At 63.2% G+C, this 16,557-nt stretch carries 16 protein-coding genes; 9 read left to right on the top strand and 7 right to left on the bottom strand.

Translation table 11 applies throughout. The features are described 5' to 3' along the window. Positions 1-18: 18 nt before the first annotated feature. From ACIPZH_RS10765 to ACIPZH_RS10750, 4 genes are read right to left on the bottom strand one after another with little or no spacing between them, the layout of a single operon-like run. On the bottom strand, positions 19-1,509 hold the full coding sequence (locus ACIPZH_RS10765) for an aldehyde dehydrogenase (RefSeq protein WP_400636160.1): 1,491 nt from the start codon (positions 1,507-1,509) through the stop codon (positions 19-21). Next, positions 1,506-2,279: a gamma-glutamyl-gamma-aminobutyrate hydrolase family protein gene (locus ACIPZH_RS10760; RefSeq protein WP_400636159.1), complete on the bottom strand. Its 774-nt coding sequence runs from the start codon at positions 2,277-2,279 to the stop codon at positions 1,506-1,508. The genes ACIPZH_RS10765 and ACIPZH_RS10760 overlap by 4 nt, the downstream gene beginning before the upstream one ends. A 24-nt stretch (positions 2,280-2,303) precedes the next feature. Further along, complete coding sequence (locus tag ACIPZH_RS10755; protein WP_400636158.1) at positions 2,304-3,611, bottom strand: NAD(P)/FAD-dependent oxidoreductase; 1,308 nt, start codon at positions 3,609-3,611, stop codon at positions 2,304-2,306. Positions 3,612-3,648: 37 nt separating this feature from the next. Continuing rightward, positions 3,649-5,013: a glutamine synthetase family protein gene (locus ACIPZH_RS10750; RefSeq protein WP_400636157.1), complete on the bottom strand. Its 1,365-nt coding sequence runs from the start codon at positions 5,011-5,013 to the stop codon at positions 3,649-3,651. 197 nt (positions 5,014-5,210) lie between these two features. On the opposite strand from ACIPZH_RS10750, the gene ACIPZH_RS10745 reads away from it, so the two are divergent. The 8 genes from ACIPZH_RS10745 to ACIPZH_RS10710 all read left to right on the top strand — a co-directional run bounded on the left by ACIPZH_RS10745 (position 5,211) and on the right by ACIPZH_RS10710 (position 12,640). Then, positions 5,211-5,678 (top strand): Lrp/AsnC family transcriptional regulator, encoded by a 468-nt coding sequence (locus tag ACIPZH_RS10745; RefSeq protein WP_125924058.1) that lies wholly within the window; start codon positions 5,211-5,213, stop codon positions 5,676-5,678. Between the two features lie 317 nt (positions 5,679-5,995). Further along, positions 5,996-7,414 carry an APC family permease gene (locus tag ACIPZH_RS10740; RefSeq protein WP_400636156.1) on the top strand — a complete coding sequence of 473 codons (1,419 nt, stop codon included), beginning with the start codon at positions 5,996-5,998 and terminating at the stop codon, positions 7,412-7,414. A gap of 49 nt (positions 7,415-7,463) precedes the next feature. Beyond that, positions 7,464-8,303, top strand: a complete 840-nt coding sequence (locus tag ACIPZH_RS10735) for a polysaccharide deacetylase (RefSeq protein WP_400626754.1) — start codon at positions 7,464-7,466, stop codon at positions 8,301-8,303. Continuing rightward, entirely contained in the window at positions 8,300-9,352 is a 1,053-nt protein-coding gene (locus ACIPZH_RS10730; RefSeq protein ID WP_400636155.1) for a C45 family autoproteolytic acyltransferase/hydolase, read from the top strand. The genes ACIPZH_RS10735 and ACIPZH_RS10730 overlap by 4 nt, the downstream gene beginning before the upstream one ends. A 26-nt stretch (positions 9,353-9,378) precedes the next feature. Beyond that, on the top strand, positions 9,379-9,795 hold the full coding sequence (locus ACIPZH_RS10725; RefSeq protein ID WP_400626750.1) for a VOC family protein: 417 nt from the start codon (positions 9,379-9,381) through the stop codon (positions 9,793-9,795). Positions 9,796-9,810: 15 nt separating this feature from the next. After that, positions 9,811-10,623 (top strand): SDR family NAD(P)-dependent oxidoreductase, encoded by an 813-nt coding sequence (locus ACIPZH_RS10720; RefSeq protein ID WP_400636154.1) that lies wholly within the window; start codon positions 9,811-9,813, stop codon positions 10,621-10,623. A gap of 29 nt (positions 10,624-10,652) precedes the next feature. After that, entirely contained in the window at positions 10,653-11,684 is a 1,032-nt protein-coding gene (locus ACIPZH_RS10715) for a Rieske 2Fe-2S domain-containing protein (protein ID WP_400636153.1), read from the top strand. Next, a complete protein-coding gene (locus ACIPZH_RS10710) occupies positions 11,681-12,640 on the top strand; it encodes a PDR/VanB family oxidoreductase (protein WP_400636152.1) in 960 nt (319 codons plus the stop codon). Before ACIPZH_RS10715 ends, ACIPZH_RS10710 begins: the two co-directional genes overlap by 4 nt. A 429-nt stretch (positions 12,641-13,069) precedes the next feature. Here the strand turns inward: ACIPZH_RS10710 and ACIPZH_RS10705 are convergent, their stop codons facing one another. From ACIPZH_RS10705 to ACIPZH_RS10695, 3 genes are all read right to left on the bottom strand, one after another. Next, a complete protein-coding gene (locus ACIPZH_RS10705; RefSeq protein WP_400636151.1) occupies positions 13,070-13,432 on the bottom strand; it encodes a response regulator in 363 nt (120 codons plus the stop codon). 23 nt (positions 13,433-13,455) lie between these two features. Next, positions 13,456-14,898 carry an ATPase domain-containing protein gene (locus tag ACIPZH_RS10700; RefSeq protein ID WP_400636260.1) on the bottom strand — a complete coding sequence of 481 codons (1,443 nt, stop codon included), beginning with the start codon at positions 14,896-14,898 and terminating at the stop codon, positions 13,456-13,458. 388 nt (positions 14,899-15,286) lie between these two features. Then, positions 15,287-16,150, bottom strand: a complete 864-nt coding sequence (locus ACIPZH_RS10695; RefSeq protein ID WP_400636150.1) for a hypothetical protein — start codon at positions 16,148-16,150, stop codon at positions 15,287-15,289. A gap of 90 nt (positions 16,151-16,240) precedes the next feature. On the opposite strand from ACIPZH_RS10695, the gene ACIPZH_RS10690 reads away from it, so the two are divergent. Further along, the gene (locus ACIPZH_RS10690) at positions 16,241-16,525 is read left to right on the top strand and encodes a hypothetical protein (protein WP_400636149.1); all 285 of its coding nucleotides are present in this window, start codon (positions 16,241-16,243) and stop codon (positions 16,523-16,525) included. Positions 16,526-16,557: the final 32 nt, after the last annotated feature.

Below are 16,557 nucleotides of genomic sequence, written 5' to 3'. Positions count from 1 at the left end.
ACTTCGCGGCCCGTGGAATCACAGCTTGACCCAGGTCGCCTTTAGCTCGGTGTACTTCTCCAGTGCGTGCAGCGACTTGTCACGGCCATTGCCCGACTGCTTGAAGCCACCGAACGGTGCAGTCATGTCGCCGCCGTCGTACTGGTTGACCCAGACGCTGCCAGCGCGCACGGCACGGGCGGTCTTGTGGGCCTTGGAGATGTCCGAGGTCCAGATGCCAGCCGCCAGGCCGTATGGCGTGTCGTTGGCAATGGCGATGGCCTCTTCGGCGGTGTCGAAGGCAATCACCGACAGCACCGGGCCGAAGATTTCTTCCTGGGCAATGCGCATTGCATTGGTCACGCCGTCGAAGATGGTCGGCTCGACGTAGGTGCCGCCAGTCTCTTCCAGGGTGCGCTTGCCGCCGGCCAGCAGCTTGGCGCCGTCCTTGTGGCCAGCCTCGATGTACGACAGCACGTTGTTCATCTGCTGGGTGTCAACCACGGCACCGACCGTGGTCTGTGGGTCCAGCGGGTTGCCTGGCTTCCAGCCTTTCAGGGCCTCGACCAACATCGGCAGGAACTTGTCCTTGATCGAACGCTCGACCAGCAGGCGCGAGCCTGCGGTGCACACTTCGCCTTGGTTGAAGGCGATGGCACTGGCGGCAGCTTCGGCAGCGGCCTGCAGGTCCGGGGCGTCGGCGAAGACGATGTTCGGGCTCTTGCCGCCGGCCTCCAGCCAGACGCGCTTCATGTTCGACTCGCCGGCGTACACCATCAGCTGCTTGGCGATCTTGGTCGAGCCGGTGAACACCAGGGTATCGACGTCCATGTGCAGGGCCAGGGCCTTGCCGACGGTGTGGCCGTAGCCTGGGAGTACATTCAGCACACCGGCCGGGATGCCGGCTTCGATGGCCAGCTGGGCGATGCGGATAGCGGTCAGCGGCGACTTCTCGGATGGCTTGAGTACCAGCGAGTTACCGGTGGCCAGGGCTGGAGCGATCTTCCAGCAGGCCATCAGCAGCGGGAAGTTCCACGGTACGATGGCACCGACCACACCCACTGGCTCGCGGGTGACCAGGCCTAGCTGGTCATGCGGGGTGGGGGCAACTTCGTCGTAGACCTTGTCTATGGCTTCGGCGGTCCAGTGGATGGCATTGGCCGCACCTGGCACGTCGATGCTGGAGGAGTCGCCGATCGGCTTGCCCATGTCCAGGGTTTCCAGCAGCGCCAGCTCTTCGACGTTCTTGCGCAGCAGGTCGGCGAAGCGGATCAGCTTGGCTTTGCGCTTGGCCGGAGCCAGCTGCGACCAGACGCCGGAATCGAAGGTTGCACGGGCGTTTTCCACCGCGCGGTTGGCATCGGCCAGGTCGCAGCTGGCAACCTTGGCCAGGAAGCGTCCGTCGACCGGGCTCAGGCAGTCGAAGGTTTTACCGGATGCGGCGTCGGTGTATTCGCCGTTGATGAAGGCACGGCCTTCGATCTTCAGCTGTTCGGCGCGGGATTCCCAGGCCTGGAAGGTAAGGTTCATGCAGTGGCTCCTGTAGTGCTGCGACGTTCGGCGCGCTGCCGGCAGGCAGCGCCAAACGCCTGGAATATCGTCAGGTAATGCGGATGCTCCAGCACCCGCCATTCGGGATGAAACTGCACGCCGAGTGCAAAGTCCCGCGCCCAAGGCAGCGACACGGCTTCGATCAGGCCATCCTCGGCCAGTGCCTCGACCCGCAGGCCAGGCGCCAGCCGGTCGATGCCCTGGCCATGGATCGAGTTGACCTGGCAGCGGCGCGGCAGACCAAGCCGCGCCAGCACGCCGCCAGGCTCCACCAGCAGGGGCTGGCGCGCGGCGTATTGCACCGCCACCGGTTGCTCGGCGGGCTCGCGGTGGTCCTGGTAGGGCGCCACTTCATGCACGCACGCGTGCAGGGTGCCTCCGAGCGCCACATTGAGCTCCTGGAACCCTCGGCAGATCGCCAACAGCGGTACACCGGCGCTGAGCGCGGCGGGGATCAGCGCGAGGTTGCAGGCGTCGCGGGCCGGGTCGTGCAGAGTGCCTGCCGGGCTGGGTGCGCCCTGGTAATGCCAGGGCTCGATATTGGACGGCGAACCGGTCAGCAGCAGGCCGTCGACATGGGCGAGCAGGTCACTCGGCTCGACCAGGCCGGGCAGGGCCGGCAGCATCATCGGCAACGCGCCCGCGGCGTCGAACACTGCGCGCACGTACTTGTCGCCGACCATGTGAAACGGGTGCGCACCCAGCTGCCGCGTGCAGGCGCTGACCGCCACGAGGGGAAATTTGTGCATGTTTACCTCGATGATGAGCGCGCCTCAGCGCAGCTTCTCCAGCAGTCGGTAGTACCACATGCCTGCGGCCAGCAGCGGGTTGCCCAGTTGCTCGCCCAGCGGGACCTTGATGTGCTTGCACGTGGCGAAGGTGTCGAAACGGGCCAAGGTGCCGGTCAGGGCCTCGGCCATGATCTCGCCCATGATGTGGCTGGTGGCGATGCCATGGCCGGAGTAGCCCTGGCAGTACCAGACGTTGTCCGACAGCTTGCCCAGTTGCGGGATGCGGTTTACCACGATGCCCATGGCGCAGCTCCAGTGGAACTCGATCGGCACGCCCTTGAGCGCCGGGAAGGTGCGTTCGATGCACGGCCGCAGTTCGCAGGCGATATCCCGTGAGTCCTTGCCGGAGTAGTTGGCACCGCCGCCGAACAGCAGGCGTTTGTCGGCGGTGAGACGGTAGTAGTCGAGGACGAAGCGGCAGTCGTACACCGCCACGTCCTTCGGGTTGATCTGCTCGGCCAGCGCGCCGAGCGGCGCGGTAGTCACGATGCCGCCCATGGCCGGGAAGATCTTACCCTTGAGCTGGCGCGGTTCCAGCTTGTGATACACGTCGCCGGCCAGCAGCACCTGGCTTGCATCGATCCGACCCTGGGCGGTCACCACGGCAGGGCGTGGGCCGTGGATGATGTCCAGCACCTCTGAGTGCTCGAAGATCAGCGCCCCCAGTGAGTGCGCGGCGCGGGCTTCGCCAATGCACAGGTTGAGCGGGTGCAGGTGCAGGTTGCGGCTGTTGTGCAGGGCACCGCAGTACAGCGGGCTGTCCAGAAAGCCGCGCACCTCATTGCGGTCCAGCAGGCTCACCGCAGCCCCCATCCCGCGGCGCTGGGCCTCGTCATGGCTGGCCTGCAACTCGCGCATGTGCACAGGCTTCATCGCCGCGTGCAGGTGGCCGCGCTTGAGGTCGCAGTCGATGCCGTAGCGCGCCACTCGCTGCTCGATGATCTGGTGGCCGCGCCAGCGCAGGTGCCAGATGAAGTCGTCGACTTCGGCGCCCAGTTGCTTGTGCATCTGTATGCGCATGGCCTTGTCGCCGGACAGGCTGCCGGTGACCTGGCCGCCGTTGCGCCCGCTGGCGCCCCAGCCGACCTTGTGGGTTTCCACCAGCGCGACTTTAAGCCCACGCTCGGCCAACTCGACCGCCGTGGCGACGCCAGTGAAGCCACCGCCGATGATCGCCACATCGACGCTGACGCTGCCTTGCAGGGGCGGGTAGGCGGTGTCTTCGGCCAGGGTGGCGGTGTAGTAGGACGGTGGCCGCAGCGCTACGGCCGGTTGCGCTATTTCATTCATGGCGTTCTTCTCCGGGGCGCGAAGGCAGGGGCGGGGCTCAGGCATTGGTCAGGTACCAGCGCCAGTCCTGCTCGCCCACTTCGGCCATGAACTGCCGGTACTCGGCTTGTTTTACCGCCAGGTAAACGCGCAAGAATTCGTGGCCTAACGCATCACGCGCCCAGCTGGACGCCTGCAATGCCTGCAGAGAACTCAACCAGTCGGTCGGCAGCAGGGTCTTGGCCTGGGCATAGCCGTTGCCTTCTACCGGTGCGCCGGGGTCAAGTTGCTGACGGATGCCGTGGTGAATGCCAGCGAGGATTGCCGCAGCGGCCAGGTAGGGGTTGGCATCGGCGCCGCAGATGCGGTGTTCGACATGCCGGGTGTGGGCTGGCCCGCCAGGCACGCGCAGGCTCACGGTGCGGTTGTCGACACCCCAGGTCGGCGCCAGTGGTGCATAGCTGTTGGCCTGGAAGCGGCGGTAGGAGTTGGCGTTTGGGCAGAACAGCAGCAGCGAGTCGAGCAGGCTGGCAAGCATGCCGCCGACCGCCTGGCGCAGCAGCGGCGTGCCGGCCGGGTCGCTGCTTGCAAACAGGTTGTTGCCTTGGGCATCGGCCAGGCTTACGTGCATGTGCATGCCGGTGCCGGCCAGGTGGTCGAACGGCTTGGCCATGAAGCAAGCCTGCATGCCGTGGGCGTGCGCCACGCCCTTGACCAGGCGCTTGTAGCGCACGGCCTGGTCCATGGCCAGCAACGTGTCGCCATGCTCCAGGGTGATTTCCACCTGGCCGGGGGCATACTCGGAAATCGCCGTACGGGCCGGGATGCCCTGGGCCTTGCAGGCGGCGTACACGTCTTTGAGGAACGGCTCGATCTGTTCCAGCTCCCGCAGGCCATAGACCTGGGTCTGCCGCGGGCGTGCGCCGTCCTGGTCCAGAGCCGGTTGCGGGCGGCCCTGGGCGTCACGCTGCTGGTCGAGCAGGTAGAACTCCAGTTCGCAGGCCATCACGGGGTACAGGCCATCGGCTTGCAGTTGTTCGATGACGCGGATCAGCAACTGCCGTGGGTCGGCCACGGTGGCGGGCAACCCTTCGCTGGGGTGCATGGACACCTGCACTGCGGCCGTGGGGATCTGCCGCCAGGGCAGGCGCACCAGGCTCCCCTCCAGCGGGTAGGCCCGGCAGTCAATGTCGCCGACGTCCCAGACCAGCCCAGTGTTTTCGACATCTTCGCCCTGCAGCGACAGGCCGAGCATGGTGCTGGGCAGCGGGCGGCCGGTCTGGTACAGCGCCAGCAGCTCTTCGCGGTGTAGCAGCTTGCCGCGGGGGATGCCATTGGCGTCGAGGATGAACAGCTCGATCAGCTCGATATCGGGGTTGTCGGCGAGGAATGCCTGGGCGTGGGAGGGCGGGGCGAAGGTCATGGTGGTGAGCACCTGTTTTTTGTGGTTTGCGTAAAATCTACGGGGTGTAAATTACGCAATCAATACTTTTGTGTGAAAATAATTGCGCAATGCGTTATTTCCGCCCGGTTATTCGCAGAAGCGCCCGTGCCTACAGGTAGGCCGGAGAATCTGCTAGCCTGTGCCCCGCCACCCGATCCACCATGGAAGCGCTGAACATGTCTATTTCCACCCTCGACCCACTGGACTTCGAGATCGTCCGCGAACTGCAGGAGGACGGGCGACGCGCCTTCCGGGAGGTCGCGCGTAACCTGTCGGTGCCGGAGGCGACCATCCGCACCCGGGTCAAGCGCCTGCAGGACCAGGGCATCCTGCAGATCCTGGCGTTCACCAACCCCTCCAAGCTCGGCCACGCCAAGCTGGCGCTGCTGTTCGTCAATGTGGCGCCGCAGGACCACGACCGCGTAGCCGATACCCTCAGCCGCTGGACCGAAGTGAGCTACCTGTCCACCACCATGGGTACGGCGGATATCTGTGTGCAGGTGCTGTGCCGCGATGACGAGAGCCTGTGGAACCTGCAGCAGAAAGTGCGCAGCCTGCCGGGCATTCGCGATGTGCGGACCTTGCAGGAGGTGAAGGTGCACAAGATCCGCTTTACCTTGCCGCCGGCGGAGACGGAGGGCTGAAATGCGTGCTGCGCGGCCCAGCCGGGGCTGCGCAATAATTGGCTGAAGTTCCTGCGCAATGCGTGAACTGTTGCACCATCCCCGATCTGCCCCCGTGATCCCTTCGCTTGCCTTCTCCGTCGAGACCGCCTTCCTAGAGCCGTTCTGCTGCGTCTGCACGGCTTTCGCGCAACGCGCACCTATTTTGCACATTGCGTAAAAAAATTCTTTTTATATTGCGCAATGCGCATTGTTATGAAATAAAAATATACACATGCGCAGAATCGTGACGTAACATCTGCTCATCGAGACCCATAAAAAAAACAGAGGGCGATACGATGCAACAGGCCATTGCAGGCACCGCGCCAACGGCGCAGTTGGTCAAATCCATCCGCTGGTGGGACGGGGTAGCGATCACCCTGAGCTTGCCCGCAGCGTTGTTCGTCGGCCTGGGTTATTCGATCGGGGCCATCGGCGCCTGGGCGGCCATGGCCTTATGGGCACTGATTGCCGCCGTGGCGGTGCTGCACAACTGGCTTTATTCGGAAATGGGCGCGATGTTCGCCGACAAGTCCGGTGGCATCGCCTTGTACGCCAACGAAGCCTGGTCACGGCGCATGCCATGCCTGGGCCCGCTGGCTACTTATGCCTACTGGTTCGCCTGGGCCACCGCGCCGGCGATCTGGGGGTTGGCGGTGGCGCAGATCCTCTCCGAACAGTTCTGGCCCGAAGTCACCGCGCATTACGACCTGGGGCCTGTGCAACTGGGCCTGCCGCAGGCCATCGCCCTGGCTGTGGCGCTGTTCAGCTGGGCGCTGAGCATGGTCCAGCTGCGCTTTACCATGGTCATCCTCACCGTCGCCGGCGTGCTGCTGATGGTGCCGGTGCTGGTGTTCGGCACCAGCTTCATGACCAGCCCGGTTTGGAGCACGGCCAGCTTCACCTGGCACACCGGTGAAGGTCTGCACGGCCTGCGCACGGTGCTGGCCTGGCTGTTCATCATGGCCTGGTCGGCGTATGCGGTAGAGGCTGCGGCGTCTTTCATCCCTGAGTTCCGCGATACCGTAAGCGATACCCGCAAGGCACTGCGCATTGCAGCGCTGATCCTGCTGCTGGTGTTCACCCTGGCGCCACTGGGCCTGACCGGCCTGCTCGGCGAGCAACTGATGGCCGAGCGGCCCTATGGCTTTTTGCAGGCGGCCGCCGAGGTACTGCTGGGCGGTGGTGCAACGGTGGTCACTCTGGTGTTGATCGCCGGCATTCTGGTGCTCTCCGTGATGGGGACCGCCGATGCCGGCCGCGCCTTGTATCAAAGCGCCCGTGACGGTTTGACCGTGCGCCAGTTCGGCGAACTGAACCGCGCCGGCGTCCCGGCCCGGGCGGTCACCGTGCAACTGTTGATCAATGTCGCCCTGGTGCTGCTGGTCGGCAACCCGCTGGCGGTGATCGTCGCCGGCAATATCGGCTACATCCTTGCGCACTGCCTGGCGGTTGCCGGTTACGTGGTGCTGCGCCTCGACCGCCCGGAGCAGGCGCGGCCGATTCGCCTGGGGCGTGGCTGGGTATGGGTGGCCATGGCCCTGGCAGCTTTCGACGGGCTGATCTTGCTGGTCGGCGTGACCAGTGCCTCGATCACCGGCTACGGCGGCCTCAAGGAGGTGCTGATCGCCGTCGCGGTGCTGGCCGTCTCCCAGGCCCTTTACCGCCTGCGCCGGTTGCAAGACCGCAAGGCCGACGCGTGCGCGAGCCCGCGCTGACGCACTACCCCCGACTTCGCTGACAAACCCCGTAAGAGGAGTGCACCTGATGCGTGCAGATGACTCCGGCCGCCTGTGCTGGCCGAAAAAAAGCCCTGTGGCCGTTTCCCTGACCTTCGATGTCGACGCCGAGGCCGGTTTGCTGGGCGACAGCCCAAGCTTCGCCCGCCGCCTGACCAGCCTGTCGGAAGGGCGCTTCGGCGTAACCCGCGGCGTGCCGCGCATTCTCGAACTGCTGCGCCGGCACAAGATTGCCGCGACGTTTTTCGTGCCGGGCTACACGGCCGAGCAGCACCCGCACCTGATCGAGCTGCTGCTCAAGGATGGCCACGAAATCGGCCACCACGGCCACATGCACCTGCGCAGCGACAAGGTCAGCGCCGAACAGCAGGCCGAGGAGATGGAACGGGGCCTGGCCGCACTGGCCAAGGCCGGTGCGCCGAAGCCCGCCGGTTATCGCTCGTCGTCCTGGGAGCTGACCCCGGAAACCTTCGAGCTGGTGCTGGCCAACGGCTTCGCCTACGACTCCAGCTGCATGGGCGACGACCGCCCGTACTACGAGCACTTCAATGGCGCCTCGCTCCTCGAACTGCCGGTGCACTGGTCGCTGGACGACTGGCCAATGTTCGGCTGGAGCATCGACAACGGCGGCAACTTCACCGCACCCCGGGTGCTATTCGACAGCTGGCTGGCCGAGTACGAATCGGCGCGCCGCGATGGCCGCCATACCAGCTTCACCATGCACCCCGAGGTGATCGGCCGGGCCGCGCGCTTCGAGCAGCTCGAACGCCTGGTCGAGCGTATGGCCAGCGATGGCGATGTGTGGTTCGCCCGTCTTGATCAGGTGGCTGCCCAGGTCTCACCGCAACTGCAACAGGTACAACCATGAGCACGCTGTTCCGTTCCACCCAACTGCAACCGGCCGCGCGTGGCCGCGAGTTCGGCGAAGTGTTCGCCGCCAAGGTGCGCGCCACCGTAGCGGCCTATGAAGGCCTGTTCGCTCGGGTTGCCCAGACCCCGTTCGACCTGCAAGCCATGGGCACACGCTGCCTTGAACAGGTGGCCGCGTTCGCGCCGCCGCTGCATGTGGAAATGCTCGGCATCGCCGAAGGCGCCGGCATCGACCCGGCGCTGATCGGTGCGATCAATGCCCGCACCGAGGTGCTTGCCGTGCTGGGGGCGCAATTGCGCGGCGAGTGCTCCACGGTGGTCCAGGTCGACCCGTGGGGCGCGCCGGTCACCGCGCAGACCTGGGACTGGTACGCCGAGTTCGCCGAGCAGTGGCTGACCTGGGAGATCCCCCACGCCGATGGCCGCCTGACCACCACCGTCACCGAGTACGGCATCGTCGGCAAGCCCGGGGTCAACAACCGCGGCCTGGGTGTGCACTTCAATATCCTGCACCACGCCCACGATGGCGCAGGCATCGGCGTGCCGGTGCATGTGCTGTCGCGGTGGATCCTCGACAGCTGCAGCGACATCAACCAGGCCCTGCAGCTGTGCCAGCGTGCAGCGGTCTCCGCCTCCAGCTCGCTGACCCTGGTCGCTGCCGCCGAGCGCGCCAGTTGCGCGGTGTCGGTGGAAATCCACCCGGGTGGGCCAGGCCTGGTGTTCCCCGGTGCCGACGGCTTGCTGGTGCACACCAACCACTTTCTCTCCAGCCCCGCGCGCGGCTTCGACACCGAGCCCGGCAGCTTCCCGGACACGCTGGTGCGTTACGACCAGTTGCAGCGCCGCCTCGGCAACCGCCCAGGGCTTGGCGTCAACGACCTGCTGCAGGCCCTGAACAGCCACCTCGGTACCACCGGCGCGCTGTGCTGCCACCCAGACCCGGCACTGCCGGCAACGGGGCAGTACGCGACCCTGGCCAGCATCACCCTCGATGTGCTCAACGGCACTCTGCACGCATTGCCGGGTGGCCCATGCCGCCACCTGTAAACCATTGCCACCAAGGAAACCACGCCATGCTCCAACTCAAACGCCTCGACAACATGGACATCCTCACCAACAACGTGCAGCGCCTGGTGGACTTCTACCACGGCACCCTCGGCCTTGGGTTCTTCCTGCCCTACGTCGCCGAAGAACGCTGGGCCGCCATCGAGATGGGCAACGTCACCCTGTACCTGTTCCACACCACCAACCCGGCACCGGTCGAGCGCCGCACGGCGGTGAACCTGGAAGACAAGCCGGGTTTCGACTCCTTCGCCTTTGAGGTGGAAAACCTCGATGAAGCCATCGCCTACCTGGACGGCAAAGTCGAGTGGGTAACGCCGGCCCCTATCGAATGGCAGCACCCCAACGGTACCCACTACCGCTACCGGCCGATGTTCGACCCGGACGGCAACATGTTCTACGTCACCGAACCACACAAGACCGTCTGAGCCGGGAGCCGAAACATGTCCATTACCCACAAAAAATCTACCCGCCTGGCCCCGGCGTCGGTACTGGCGCTGGCCCCCGAAGCGCGCTCGCTCGATGGCCGTGTGGCGCTGGTCACCGGTGCCGGCCGTGGCGCCGGCCGTGCCCATGCCCGGCTGTTGGCGCGCCGCGGCGCCGCGGTGGCGGTGGTCGATATCGATGAAGACGTGGCCCGCGCCACCGCCGCCGAGATTGCCGAGGAGGGTGGCCGCGCCATTGCCCTGGCCTGCGACATCACCGAACGGGCGCTGGCCGAACACTGCGTGGTGCAGGTCGTCGAGCAGCTGGGTGGCCTCGACATCCTGGTGCACAACGCTGGGCTGATCTACTCCATGACCGGCCTGGAAGCCACCGACGATGGCAATTTCGACCGGCTGCTGGCGATCAACGTCAACGCGCCGCTGTACCTCACCCGTGCAGCCCTGGCACACCTGCGTCGCAGCCCGGCGCCGCGGGTGATCTTCATCAACTCGCAGTGGGGCCAAGTGCCCGACGGCCACTCCTACGGCTACATGGTCAGCAAGTCGGCGCAGCTGGGGCTGATGAAGACCCTGGCCAAGGAGTTCGTCGGCGAGGGCATCCTGGTCAACGCCATTACCCCCGGCGCGATCCTGACGCGCATGGTGCCCGAGGAGTACATCGAGGCCGAGCAGGCCGCCATCCCGCTTGGCCGCCTGGTACACCCCGAAGAAATCGCTGCGGTGGTGGCGTTCCTCGCCTCGGACGAAGCGGCGTTCATCACCGGCCAGGCCATCCCCGTCAACGGTGGGGCCCTGGTAGTCGGCATCTGACAACAAGAACACCCTGTGAGGACTATTCCATGACGACTCAAGCAACCCAGCGCCAACGCGCCGAACAGGCCATGCGCCGCCAGTGGTTCCCGGTGGCCCGATCGACCGACCTCGGCACCCCGCAATCGGCCACGTTACTGGGCGAAAAACTGGTGGTGTGGCGCACCGCCTCCGGCCAGGCGGTGGTCCAGGAGGCGCGCTGCCCGCACCGCGGCGCCGACCTGTCGCTGGGCGAAGTTCACGGCGAGAGCCTTGGCTGCCCGTACCACGGTTGGCGCTTTGCTGCCGAGGGCGGCAAGTGCAGCCATGTGCCGTCGCTGGAAGACCAGTGCAAGATTCCCCAGGCCGCGGCCGTGCGTACCTTCGCCTGCCAGGAGCGTTATGGGCATGTGTGGACGGCCCTGGAGGAGCCGCTGTTCGAGCTGTACGACCTGGCCGAGTGGCGTGAGCTGGACCTCCAATGGCTAGCGGCCGAACCGCTGGACTCGCCCACCGGCGTGGCGGTGGCGGTGGAGAACTTCGGCGATGTCGCGCACTTTTCTTACATTCACCGCGGCATGATGGGCCACGTCAACCCGGTGGTCGAACCGCTCAACGTGCGCCGCGAAGGCCTCGACATCTGGATGGACCGGCCGCTGCAGGCCTGTGAGGGCGAGTGGGCCAACGACGGCGATTGCATGATGAACTACCACATCGTCGCCCCGGGCCTGGTGGCCATCACCTACGACTACGAACGCCTGGGCAAGCGCGTGGTGGCCGGCTTCCCGTGCCCGGTGGCCTATGACCACGTGAAGATCTTCTGGGGCGTGGCCAATGATCGCAACTACACAGGTGGCGACCTGCAGGAGTGCCTGCGCGTCGAGGAGCTGTTGTACCTCGAAGACCTGCCCGTGGCCGCGACCATCACCCCGGCGGAAATCGATTGGGACGCCAAGCAGGTCGAGCATTCGGTGCCTTCGGACCTGTATACCCTGAATTACCGCCGTGCCTTCCGCGAGTTCATCGAACGCGGCCAGCACGTGCCGGTGCGCCTGGTCGACGAACCGAGGGCGTTGCCGTGAGTGCCCTGGGCGAGACGCTGGCGGTGCAGGTAGCCGGGCTGCGGTTGGAAGCCGAGGGCGTGATCTCGCTGGAGCTGCGTGCCCTTGACGATACCGTGTTGCCGGCGTGGGCCCCGGGCGCGCACATCGACCTGCTGTTGCCCTCGGGGCTGGTGCGTCAGTACTCGTTGTGCGGTGACCCGCAGCAGCGTCGCAGCTGGCGCATCGCCGTGCTGCTGGAGGCCAATGGCCGGGGCGGTTCGCGTGAGGTGCATGGTGCCTTGCGCCTGGGCCAGCAACTGGCGATACGCGGGCCGCGCAACGCCTTCACGATGCATGAAGGTGAAGCCTATCTGTTTGTCGCTGGCGGCATCGGGGTTACCCCCATCATGGCCATGGCGCAGGCCGCCCAGCGCGCGGGTGTCGATTGGCAAATGCTCTATGGCGGTCGTTCGCGCCACTCGATGGCCTTCATTGATGAGCTGCAGGCCATGGGCGGGGGGCGTGTCGAAGTCGTGCCGATGGACGAGGTCGGCCTGCTCGACCTGGACGCCGTGGTGGCCGCTGCACGGGCTGGGCGTCAGGTTTACAGCTGTGGGCCGGCAGGGCTGCTGGATGCACTGACGGCGCGTTTTGCCGAGGCAGGGTTGCTGGAGCGCCTGCACCTGGAGCGCTTCGCCCCGGTGCAGGCGCCGGTGGAGCAGGGCGGTGAAGCGTTGACGATCATTCTTGCCCGCAGCGGCACTCAACTGCAGGTGCCGCCCGGTTGCACGATCATGGCGGCGCTGCGGGCGGCGGGGCACGAAGTGGCGTCATCCTGCGAACAGGGTGTGTGCGGCATGTGCGAGACGCGAGTGCTGGATGGCGTGCCGGATCATCGCGACATGCTGCTCAGTGAAAGCGAGCGGGCGCAGGGGAACGTGATGATGCTGTGCGTTTCTCGGGCTTTGACGCCGACCCTCACGCTCGACCTGTAGTCACTAACCTGTTCAGCCGTACAGAGTAGCGCCTGCCCAGTGCACTCCAGGGTAGGCGCTCTATGTGTATACCATCCAATTGTTCAATAACGAGACAAGTATTGCCAGGCAACGTAATACATCTGTCTGCTCCCTCGAGCAGTCGCTTTGACTGGCAGAAGCTTGTCGTGAGCGTCCGCTTAGGGTCGGTAGCAGCCTTTCGCGAATGACCGTTACCGACCCAAAACTGCCGTTCGTGACAGGCAGCTAACGGCCATAAGCGGACACTCGGACGCGACCGCTACGGCCAGAAACAGTCATTGGACGACATTAAAAAACGTGGCAACCCTATGGCTTCTGTTTATTTAAGGGGAAAAACCCGCATAGGTGGGCTCTCGCAGTGAAGGAGAACCTAAGATTAATGGGGGTGATCATCAGCACGGCACAGGTCTATTCGAGAGAAAGTAGCTTTCGAACTTCGGCTAGAACCGCGTCCATCCTGAATGGCTTTGGCAATACCGCGTCAAACAGATCCGATCTCTGCATGCCTATGTGCGCCTGAGCGCCGCTCATCAAAATAATTGGCAAATGCTTACAGGAAGGAAGGGCGCGGACGGCGGTGGCGAACTCTTGGCCATCCATGACCGGCATCATAAAGTCGGTAATGATCAAATCTGGACGTTCTCTATCAAGTACTTCGAGCCCTTTTTGGCCATTACTGGCCGTCACCACCATGAAGCCTTCATCCTCCAGCGCAAAACTGAGAATGTCAGCGATCAGATACTCGTCGTCGACGACCAGGATGGTGGCCATGTTAATTCAACCCGCACAAAGGCTTAAGATTTTGAACCAGGCGATGACTCAGTGGGTACTGATGGTTCATGTCTTGAAGCCTTTTTCAGGAAAACGTCTTGGTCACGGATGACGACCTCGAATTGCGAAGGGTCGTAAGAGTTGTCTCGTACTTTAAGAATGGAAAGCGTCCTGCTTAGTTCAGAGTGATGCTCAGCGAATCGCATCAGCATCAGGTTGTCGACGATGCTGGACAGGTCAGAGTTTGGTGCGCTGACCTCGGAGCCAAATAAATCGCGCATCTCCCAGGATGCGAATACCGTAACCCCCCTGGATCGAAGCTCGTTCATCAGAGCACTGAAGAAATCATTTATCCGCGCCGGATTTGTCGTAACTCGTGTCATGCCGCTCAGACTATCGATGAATACGCGCTGGATGCCCTTTTCTTCGACAAGACTCAGCAGTCGTGTGCCCAGCCCGTCCAGAAGACCTTCAGTAGTAGGCTGCCAGGCAATGCTCAACGCGCCGCTGTCTTCCATGCCTTTGATATCAATACCCAATGACAGGCCTTTGAGTCGCAACCTCTGTGGACTTTCGTAAAAGCCAAAATGCAGGCCCGGAGACTCTGCGGTCGACTCAGCCAGAAATTTGAGGCCCAGTGTTGTTTTGCCGATCCCGGAGGGGCCTATTACCAGCGACACACTGGAACTGTGCAGGCCTCCGCCTAAGATGTCGTCCAGTGACTTAATGCCGCTGGGGATTCGCGTCATGCCAGCGCTATCGGGAGACGACGGGTGGCTGTAGAGACTTTCGAGTCGCGGGTAAACAACCAAACCATTTTCGGTAATTTCACACTCATGAAGACCGGTCATTGCGCCACTGCCCCGAGTCTTTCGCAACTGAATACGACGCACTGAGCGAGTACCGTATAGCTCTTCGCCCATCTCAATTACGCCATCCACCATGGTGTGCTCAGGACTGCCATCGTCAAGTCGCGAGCTGGTGAGAAATAGCACCGTGCAACCAGCAAAAGCTGCATGCCCTTGCAGCTCCGAGATGAACTTCTTGGTGTCGATGGGGGAGTCAGCTTTCGAACGTGCATTGAGCAAACCATCCACGACCATAACAGTGGCTTTCTGGCGGCTAATTTCGCGCCGAAGCAGTTTCACTACCTCATCCAGCCCCTCGTTTTCCAAGGTGTCAAAGGCACTGACAAACTGGATTTCGGCACCGACTTTTGACGAGTCGAAAAAGCTAAGGGTAGAAAGAAATTGGAATAGACGATCATGTGACTCAGCCAGCAGCGTGGCGACGAGAACCCGACCGCCATTGTTCGCATGATGAAACCCAAGCTGGTTGGCGAGGATTGTTTTTCCAGACCCCGGGCGCCCTTGGATTATGTATGAGGCGCCTGCGACCAGACCTCCCTTGAGCAGAGCGTCGAGCCCTTCGATTCCACTTTGGAGGCGTTTTAGCTTTTCCACAATGCGACCCTGATCTGAAAAACAGGCTGTTTAAGCCGAGAGGATAGAATGCTACCGCCATTCTTGTTTCTTAGCCATTCAGAGCGAGCTGAAAGCTGGAGCGACGGTACCGTATTGCGGACAAGAGAGCTGCCTACGAGAATCCGCTTTTGGCCGACAGTCGCCCCTTCGCGGATGGCCGATTTGGGTCGGTAGCGGTCATCCACGACTGGAAGCTCGCGACCCATTGCCGACACTGCGGCCCGCCTCAGCTCATTGACCCTCAGCGCACTATGATTTCGTCAGGAATATAAACACTCATGGAGCGGTTGGTACGTACTGCCAGCACCTCCCCGACCATACTCTGCACCACCGTCTGCCCGTTCTCTATGGGCGCACCAGTACGTCGATCCTAGGCTTGTGCGTCCGGTGGCAGACTGAACGGCATCTGGCCTCGATCACGGCTGACCTGGATGTCGGCCGGATAGTGAATAGGGCCGGAGTCGAAGGGCTGGTTCGCGTGGCCTTGCCACCAGCGCCCCTCCCCATATGGGCGATCCAGGATCATGATCAGTGAGCGCATTTCGATCCCCAGTACCTTGACCGGGCGCTCCTCTGACTCGGCCAGCCAACCAGGAGTGTTGGAGGATACCCTTACCGCCCCAGGCCAAACGATGCCGCCCAGCACGGTACCGGGCGCCAGCGTGCATCGATCCACCTTCCATTCGGAAAACTTGAAATGAGCACCGAACGGAAAATCGAACTCGATCTCCCCAGGCTCACATTTCCATCCTGCCAGTTCATGGGCCGACAGGGTCTCGACCGTAGCGAAACCATGGCCCTGCGCCAGTTTCAGACGACGCACAGGCATGCCCATGATGTGACCTGGCGTGCGGTCGAAATCAGCATGATCCAGGCTCTGCATGCCATAGGGCACGGGATCGCCGGACAGGTCGTTAAAAGGCTCCAGGTCTTGCAGATGGACTCGCGTCCCGGCTGGAAGCACCAAATCACCGAGCACTTCCTTGTGTTCGAGGCGGGGATTGTGCGCACGCCAATCCTGCCAGAGCCTGTTGGTGGACTCGACGTAAGGGGCAGTACCGACTGCCAGCAACATCAGCAACAAGCCGAACCTCCAGCGCCGCGCCACCATATAACGACGGCTTCGTGGAACCAGCAAGGCGATCAGGCCGGCGATGAAAAGCCAGAGAAAAACCTCGGAAAAAATGTAGATCATGTAGCTGAGCAACATGACCGGCATATCGACGGGAATCATGGACGTCCTTGTTAACCCTTACGTGAACGCAGCAGAATAGACCCATTGGCAGTGATGCCCCAAGCCCGATCAGAGAAGGAAATCCCCAGCATGACGCCCGATGAGGCTTTACTCCTTACCCGTACTGTCGCAGGCCTTTCGATCACAACAGTCATCCTGGGCCCGATCCTGGCACTCTACGTGCTGCAATCGCCAACCACTTCACCCGTCAATATCTCGGGCGCCATTGCATTTGTAATCCTCGGGCTCACCAACCTGATTTCAATGATATTCAACGCGGTTTACTGGTTTATCCGGCGGGAGCCCAAATGGCTCTCGGTAATGCTCTTGGTTCAAACCGGTGCGGCAGTTGCCACATTAATTCCATTCTTATAACCCGTTCATTTCTTCGGCTGAGCAGTCTCAAC

Source organism: Pseudomonas sp. NPDC089758 (assembly GCF_044748705.1).
In the GTDB taxonomy this organism is placed as follows: domain Bacteria; phylum Pseudomonadota; class Gammaproteobacteria; order Pseudomonadales; family Pseudomonadaceae; genus Aquipseudomonas; species Aquipseudomonas putida_X.
Note: the sequence above shows the minus strand (reverse complement) of the source record. Positions and strands in the feature narration are given on the sequence as shown.

What these genes read in the sequence shown, in the direction of transcription:
- ACIPZH_RS10765 (WP_400636160.1), bottom strand. Translation starts at nt 1,509, where the DNA reads ATGAACCTTACCTTCCAGGCCTGGGAATCCCGCGCCGAACAGCTGAAG.
- ACIPZH_RS10760 (WP_400636159.1), bottom strand. Translation starts at nt 2,279, where the DNA reads ATGCACAAATTTCCCCTCGTGGCGGTCAGCGCCTGCACGCGGCAGCTG.
- ACIPZH_RS10755 (WP_400636158.1), bottom strand. Translation starts at nt 3,611, where the DNA reads ATGAATGAAATAGCGCAACCGGCCGTAGCGCTGCGGCCACCGTCCTAC.
- ACIPZH_RS10750 (WP_400636157.1), bottom strand. Translation starts at nt 5,013, where the DNA reads ATGACCTTCGCCCCGCCCTCCCACGCCCAGGCATTCCTCGCCGACAAC.
- ACIPZH_RS10745 (WP_125924058.1), top strand. Translation starts at nt 5,211, where the DNA reads ATGTCTATTTCCACCCTCGACCCACTGGACTTCGAGATCGTCCGCGAA.
- ACIPZH_RS10740 (WP_400636156.1), top strand. Translation starts at nt 5,996, where the DNA reads ATGCAACAGGCCATTGCAGGCACCGCGCCAACGGCGCAGTTGGTCAAA.
- ACIPZH_RS10735 (WP_400626754.1), top strand. Translation starts at nt 7,464, where the DNA reads ATGCGTGCAGATGACTCCGGCCGCCTGTGCTGGCCGAAAAAAAGCCCT.
- ACIPZH_RS10730 (WP_400636155.1), top strand. Translation starts at nt 8,300, where the DNA reads ATGAGCACGCTGTTCCGTTCCACCCAACTGCAACCGGCCGCGCGTGGC.
- ACIPZH_RS10725 (WP_400626750.1), top strand. Translation starts at nt 9,379, where the DNA reads ATGCTCCAACTCAAACGCCTCGACAACATGGACATCCTCACCAACAAC.
- ACIPZH_RS10720 (WP_400636154.1), top strand. Translation starts at nt 9,811, where the DNA reads ATGTCCATTACCCACAAAAAATCTACCCGCCTGGCCCCGGCGTCGGTA.
- ACIPZH_RS10715 (WP_400636153.1), top strand. Translation starts at nt 10,653, where the DNA reads ATGACGACTCAAGCAACCCAGCGCCAACGCGCCGAACAGGCCATGCGC.
- ACIPZH_RS10705 (WP_400636151.1), bottom strand. Translation starts at nt 13,432, where the DNA reads ATGGCCACCATCCTGGTCGTCGACGACGAGTATCTGATCGCTGACATT.
- ACIPZH_RS10695 (WP_400636150.1), bottom strand. Translation starts at nt 16,150, where the DNA reads ATGATTCCCGTCGATATGCCGGTCATGTTGCTCAGCTACATGATCTAC.
- ACIPZH_RS10690 (WP_400636149.1), top strand. Translation starts at nt 16,241, where the DNA reads ATGACGCCCGATGAGGCTTTACTCCTTACCCGTACTGTCGCAGGCCTT.